The following is a 6000-nucleotide window of genomic DNA, read 5'->3' as shown; positions in this document are numbered from 1 at the left end:
CGCTACTGGTAGGCTTTGAGCCCGGTGAACGCCTCGCCCAGCACAAGCGTGTGGATGTCGTGGGTGCCCTCGTAGGTGTAGACCGTCTCGAGGTTGGCCATGTGACGCATCGGCGAGTAATCCGTGGTGATGCCGTTGCCCCCGAGCATCTCGCGGGCGATCCGGGATTGGTCGCGCGCCGTTCGCACGTTGTTGCGTTTAGCCATCGAGACGTGCTGGGGGCGCATCTCGCCGCGCTCTTTGAGTTCGGCGAGGCGGTGTGCGAGCAACTGGGCGAGCGTGATCTGGGTGCCCATCTCGGCGAGTTTGCGCTGTTGGAGTTGGAAGCGCCCGATCGGGCCGCCGAACTGGTCGCGATCCTGGGCGTACTGACGCGCCTCCTCGAAACAGTCGCGGGCCGCGCCGACGGCTCCCCAGGCGATACCGTACCGGGCTTGTGTGAGACACGACAGCGGCCCCTTCATACCCGAGACGCCCGGCAGCACGTTTTCTTCGGGGACGTGGACGTCGTTGAGGCCGATCTCGCCCGTGATCGACGCGCGCAGTGAGAGCTTCTCCGTAATCTTGTTCGTCGAGACGCCGTCGCGGTCGGTCTCCACGAGGAAGCCTCGGACCGGGTCGTCCTCGCTCGAGCGATCGCGCGCCCAGACGATGGCCACATCGGAGATGGGGGAGTTGGTGATCCAGGTTTTCGCGCCGTTCAGGACGTAGCCGTCACCGTCGGCTTCAGCATACGTCTCCATCGCCGAGGGGTTCGAGCCGTGTTCAGGCTCTGTCAGCCCGAAACAGCCGATGGCCTCGCCGCGGCCCATCGCCGGGAGCCACTCCTCTTTCTGTTCGTCGCTCCCGTAGGCGTGGATGGGGTACATGACGAGGGCACCCTGCACCGAAGCCATCGAGCGCAGCCCCGAGTCGCCGGCCTCGAGTTCTTGCATCAGTAGTCCGTACGCGGTTTCGGAGACGTTCGGCGAGCCATACCCCTCGAGATTCGGGGCGTAAAAGCCCAGATCGCCCATCTCAGTGATGAGGTCGGTGGGGAACGTGCCGTTCTCGAAGTGTTCGCCGATGTCCGGTTTGACGCGTTCGTCGACGAACTCTCGAGCCGTATCCCGAATCATGCGTTCTTCCTCCGCGAGGTCGTCTTCTACGTTGACGAAGTCGAGCATTACGTAGATCTAACGAGAGTGGCGATATAGACCTTTGTTTCGAGCGAGCCGAGAGGACGTGACAGAAACGGATGACACGAAAACCGACCGGGACGTCAGCGGTACGTGAGTTTGAGTTCGATTTCGTTGACGACGCCTAACAGCATGTTCGGCAGTTCCTCGCGGAAGTACGACCCCCGAAAGCGCTGTGCTGGGCCGGCGATCGAGACGGAGCCGTAGACGCCGTCGTCGAGGACGATTGCCGTCCCGACGGCCCGAATCTGCTTGTGGGACTCGCGGTCGTTGAACGAAATGCCCTCCTCGCGTATCGTCTCGAGTTCCGCCTCGAGTTCGTCTCGAGACGTGATCGTGTGCTCGGAGGCCGCGGGGAAGCCGTGTTCCTCGACGACCGCATCGAGTTCCTCCTCGGGTAACTCAGCGAGAATCGCTTTGCCGCCCGCGAGCATGTGCAACGGTCGTCGTTTGCCGACCCACGAGTCGGTCGGGACGCCTCGAGTGCCGAACAGGCGGTCGACGTAGACGGCCATATTGTTCTCGTTCGTGATGAGGTTCACCGTCTCGCCGGTGTCGTTGACCAGTTGTTCTAACACCGGTTTCGACGCCGAGAGGAGGGTATCGTAGTAGCGTTTGGCCTGCGTCCCCGTATCCATAAACCGCAGACCGAGTCGGTACCCATCGTCATCCTCGACGACGTAACCGTGGTCTTGCAACGTCGACAGGTGTTCCGAAGCGGTGCTGTTCGCGACTCCGACCTCGGCGGCGATGTCCGACAATCGTGCACACTCGAGGTCGGCCAGCGTTTCGACGACAGCGAAGGTCGTTTCTGTCGCCTTGATCCGGCGTCCGTTATCGGTTTTGCGTGTCATTGTCTATATTACAGTAGGTGAATGTACATATACTCTTTGATGATCCGGACCAGGAGAAGTGGTGAATATAGGGTTTCTGAGTGTTGTAGCGTGAAATTCGATATTCGGCTCTCGACGTGGCCACAACTATTCGGTCACACCGAAATCTACTCACGGCGAGATTCTTCAACAAGTTGGCGTTACGACTCGTCTCGAGAACGACGAAACAGGTTCGTGGTGGCGCGAGGAACGGTAATTTGGGCAAAGAAACGGAAAGCGAAATCTAGCGAAGAGTGTGAGTGGAGTGAGCATATCGATAGGAGAGGGGTTCGTCGAAGAAGTGACAGTACGATCGACCAACCCGCATCAGCCATCGTATATCGGGAATCCAGACGGTAGAGAGGCGGTTGCCGCCGAGACAGCGACGAAATGGTGTCGAGTCGAACGCACACGTAGTAGCGACAGACGAAATTTGACGGCCGTTTCGGAATCGTCGAATCCAATTCGAGAGAACGGCCAACTTCAGGAAGACGTTTCGATATAACATAGGTGGCTAGACACTGACTAGAGACACGTCGAGTTCACGTAACCGGGCAGATACTGATACATACCGTGTACGCTCGCGACGACGACGACAGTTTTCGACCGCTTGAGGCACAACAAGGGACAATCGGTCCGCTACTGGCGGGTTCCCACAATTGGAACTCCTCGTGAAAAGCGTAACCGTGTTTTCGGGATAACCAAAACCAGGTCCAACAAGACCGAGATATGGCTAGACGGGGTTCAAAATAATTAGCAGTTGCCAGTACAATCGACCACATTCTAAGATCGTGTCGAACAACAGTGTGAACGGAATCGAATCTTCGAGCAACAGTGGGGCGAGGAACGAGACAGGCCTGCACGCAATCGATAACACTGGTACCACTGTTCGACCACAGCGATCGACCGGAGACGACAGCGGGCGAGCCGAACGACGCTCTCGGTCGATCGAACGAATGCAAAACGAGCGACGAACATAGATTCCAGAAACGAAGCTCCTTCAATTAGATCTCTGAAACGTATCGATACTCGTCGTCCAGTGCTGCAGCGTCCTCTTCGAGCAACGCGACGACCAGCGACGGACTGTACTCAGTGAGATAATCGATGAGCGTCGCGATTCGTTCGGAGTCGATCGCCTCAAGTGAGTCCAACAGCACGAACGGGACGGTCTCGTAGACGTCGTGTGCCAAGTAGCCAGCCAATCCGAGGATCAATCCCGTGATTTCGCGTTCGCTCTCGCTGAGGTGTTCGACGGTGTCCTCGTACGCCGTGCCACTTTCGGTCTGGCGGATCACGTGGAGGGTGAAGGTGCTCTTCGTCACGATCTGGCGACCGTCGCGAACGTCCGTCTCCGCCCGTTCTAACCATATCCGTTCCAGATTCCGGTAATCGAGCAACTCGAGGACGGTGTCCATGTGCTCGTTGAACTCGTCGATCACCTGCTGTTCGATCCGTTCGACCGTCATCCGCATCTCTTCGATTTCGTCTTTGAGCCGTGCGTGCTCCGCCTCGAGGTCGTCCTCACGCCGGAGTTTCGACTCGATCGACTCGATTTCGTCCTCGACGCGTTCGAGGTCGCTCTCCAGGGAACCGAGGTCGTACTCGAGTTGATTCGCCTCGCGGTGGATCTCGAGAATCGCGTCGTAGGAGTCGTCTTCTTTCGACTCGATTTCGTCTTCGAGCGAGGCAATCTCTTCGCGCAGGTCGTCGCGCTCTGTGGCGAGGTCGTCGATTTGCTCGTCGGTGTCTTCGATTTCGTTTTCGAGTTCGTCGATACGACGGTCGATTTGGGTACGTCGTTGTGCCGTTTCCTCGAGGTCGGCTTTCTCGTCTCGAAGGGCAGCGATTTCGGATTTGAGATCGCTGACGACGTCGAGATTCTCCTGACACCGGTCTCGAAGGATCTCCGCGGTCGTTTCGATCTGGTCGACTTCGACCTCGCTGTGACAGGTCCAGCAGGTAACCGTCTCCTCGGAGACGAGCGCGTCCGTCACCGGGCCGTCAGTGTCGGATCGAGCGTCGGTGAGGAGTGACGGTGTATTTCCATCTAACATGTCCTCGTTGAAGCGGACGACGCTCTGGACGTCGCTAATTTCGGACTCGAGGCGCTGCTTTCGCTCTCGCAGGGACGAAATTTCCGATTCGAGTTCGGAACGCGTACTCGCGGTGGGTGCTGGCAGGTCCTCGAGTTCCGCTTCGAGTTCCGAGCGTTCGGATCGAAGCGAAGTGAGACTCCGTTTTTCGGTCTCGAGGGTGTATCGGACATCTTCGAGCGAACTTCGTTTCTCTCGGAGATCGGCGAGGAGTTGTTCGACTTCGTTTTTCTCCGCTCGCGTTTCCGCGACGTCGGCGTCGTGGTCGTCGAGTTGTGCTTCGAGGTCTGCGAGTTCCGCTTTCGTCGATTCGATCTCGTCTCGACGCTCCGTACGTTGCTCCTCGAGAGAGGGGAGTCGTTGTTTCAACGACGTGAGTTCCTCGAGTTCGTCGGCGATCTCCGCTCGGTTCTGAACGAGGCGTTCGGTTTCGGCCTCGATCTCGTCCGTGTCGACGGGTTCCATGATGAGTTCCCGGAGATCCTGCTCGGTCGTGACCGCCCGACGAATGTCGTTCGACTCGAGCAAAAACGCGAAGAGATCCGCCAGCGTCGAGTCCTCCAGGTACGGATCGCCCCCCGTCTGTCGCGTCCCGTTTTCGGTCGAGATCGTCCGCGTGTACGTTTCCTCGTCGATCGAGAGCGAAACGTGTGCCGTCGAACTGTCGGCTTTGACGGAGACGTTGTCGCTACCGAGGACGGCCATGATTGCCTGTAAAAGCGAGGTTCGATTCGTCGCATTTCGGCCCGAGAGCACCGTGACGTCCGATGACAGTCGCACAGCCGTCTCGTCGATACCCCCCACGTTCGACGCCTCGAGAGAGAGCGATTTGGTCTCGAGGGAATTAGTTACCATGCACGAATGACCGACGGCTGAGTACAAAAAAGATAGCACTGCGATTCCCAGAGATAACACTGGTACCTGTGTTATACACGAAGCGATCGGACGGTCGGCACACCGATTCGAGTCGACGGACCGATCACGAACACTCACAGCCGTGCTCTTCGAGGAGTTCGGTGACGGTGTACTGCGCGCCACACACGCGACACGTCGCCCGCACGTCGACGGTAACGGCGAGGTCACCGATGGCCAACTCGTCGGCGCGCTCGAGGCGCTCGAGGCGGTTTTCCGAGACAGTCTCGGTCTTGCTCCGCAAGCGTTCGATCGTGGTCTTCGTCTCGTCGAGGCGGTCCGTCTCGGGCTTCTCGTAGGTTGCGTCGCGATGTTTCGTGAGGTAGGTCCGAACCGCCTGATACGAGACGAAGTCGGACTCGAGTTGGTCGACGTCGACACCGCGACGCTCGAGACGACGGCGGATACGCGTCTGATCCGCCGAACTAACGTCCTCGTCGACGAGACCGTGATAGAGGGCGCCGAGTTCGGCCTCGAGCGAATCGCCGTCCGCCCGACGAATCGACGCCCGCAAGAGTTCGTGATTGACGTCGGCGGCGAGCGCTCTGAGACTGCGTCGCTCCTCGCCATCAGCAGTCCAGGCGCGTTCTAACTCGGCACCGAACCCCTCGAGGTCGTACTGCTGAATCACGCGTGCGACTTTCCCGCCTCTGGTCCGACGTTGCTCGTCGTCTGATTCCGCTGGAGCCATCGTTTTCGAGAGGTGGGCACAGCATCCTTACTGTTTCGGAGTTCGTGTCGTCGAACTATACGGAAGGAGGGGACGACTCCCGCAACGAGTGAAGCTCAAAGCAAAAGTAGTTACCCACTAGTTAATAATCGCGAGGTGGAGCGTGTTACCTAGCGCGATAATTCGACAGAGAGAGGCCAATATCGAACGATTCCATGACAATTATCAAAATCTACTTATGTGGAATGGTAGACCTATACTACTCTAAAACCCAC

At 58.4% G+C, this 6000-nt stretch carries 4 protein-coding genes; all 4 read right to left on the bottom strand.

Features of this window, described 5'->3' with window-relative positions:
* Positions 1-2: 2 nt before the first annotated feature.
* Positions 3-1166 (bottom strand): acyl-CoA dehydrogenase family protein, encoded by a 1164-nt coding sequence (locus tag BLW62_RS16405; RefSeq protein ID WP_090508109.1) that lies wholly within the window; start codon positions 1164-1166, stop codon positions 3-5.
* A 95-nt stretch (positions 1167-1261) separates the two neighbouring features.
* Positions 1262-2032, bottom strand: coding sequence for an IclR family transcriptional regulator (locus BLW62_RS16400; protein WP_090508108.1), 771 nt, complete (start codon positions 2030-2032; stop codon positions 1262-1264).
* 1022 nt (positions 2033-3054) lie between these two features.
* A complete protein-coding gene (locus tag BLW62_RS16390) occupies positions 3055-4998 on the bottom strand; it encodes an archaea-specific SMC-related protein (protein ID WP_090508106.1) in 1944 nt (647 codons plus the stop codon).
* A gap of 124 nt (positions 4999-5122) precedes the next feature.
* Positions 5123-5746, bottom strand: a complete 624-nt coding sequence (rdfA, locus tag BLW62_RS16385) for a rod-determining factor RdfA (RefSeq protein ID WP_090508105.1) — start codon at positions 5744-5746, stop codon at positions 5123-5125.
* Between the last annotated feature and the right edge of the window lie 254 nt (positions 5747-6000).

Origin of the sequence: Natronorubrum sediminis, assembly GCF_900108095.1 — an archaeon.
GTDB classification, from domain to species: domain Archaea; phylum Halobacteriota; class Halobacteria; order Halobacteriales; family Natrialbaceae; genus Natronorubrum; species Natronorubrum sediminis.
The sequence above is the reverse complement of the archived record's forward strand: the minus strand, read 5'-3'. Positions and strand labels throughout refer to the sequence as shown.

Bases quoted from the DNA above. Each gene is read 5' to 3' on its own strand.
- BLW62_RS16390 (WP_090508106.1), bottom strand. From the start codon at position 4,998: ATGGTAACTAATTCCCTCGAGACCAAATCGCTCTCTCTCGAGGCGTCG.
- BLW62_RS16400 (WP_090508108.1), bottom strand. From the start codon at position 2,032: ATGACACGCAAAACCGATAACGGACGCCGGATCAAGGCGACAGAAACG.
- BLW62_RS16405 (WP_090508109.1), bottom strand. From the start codon at position 1,166: ATGCTCGACTTCGTCAACGTAGAAGACGACCTCGCGGAGGAAGAACGC.
- rdfA (WP_090508105.1), bottom strand. From the start codon at position 5,746: ATGGCTCCAGCGGAATCAGACGACGAGCAACGTCGGACCAGAGGCGGG.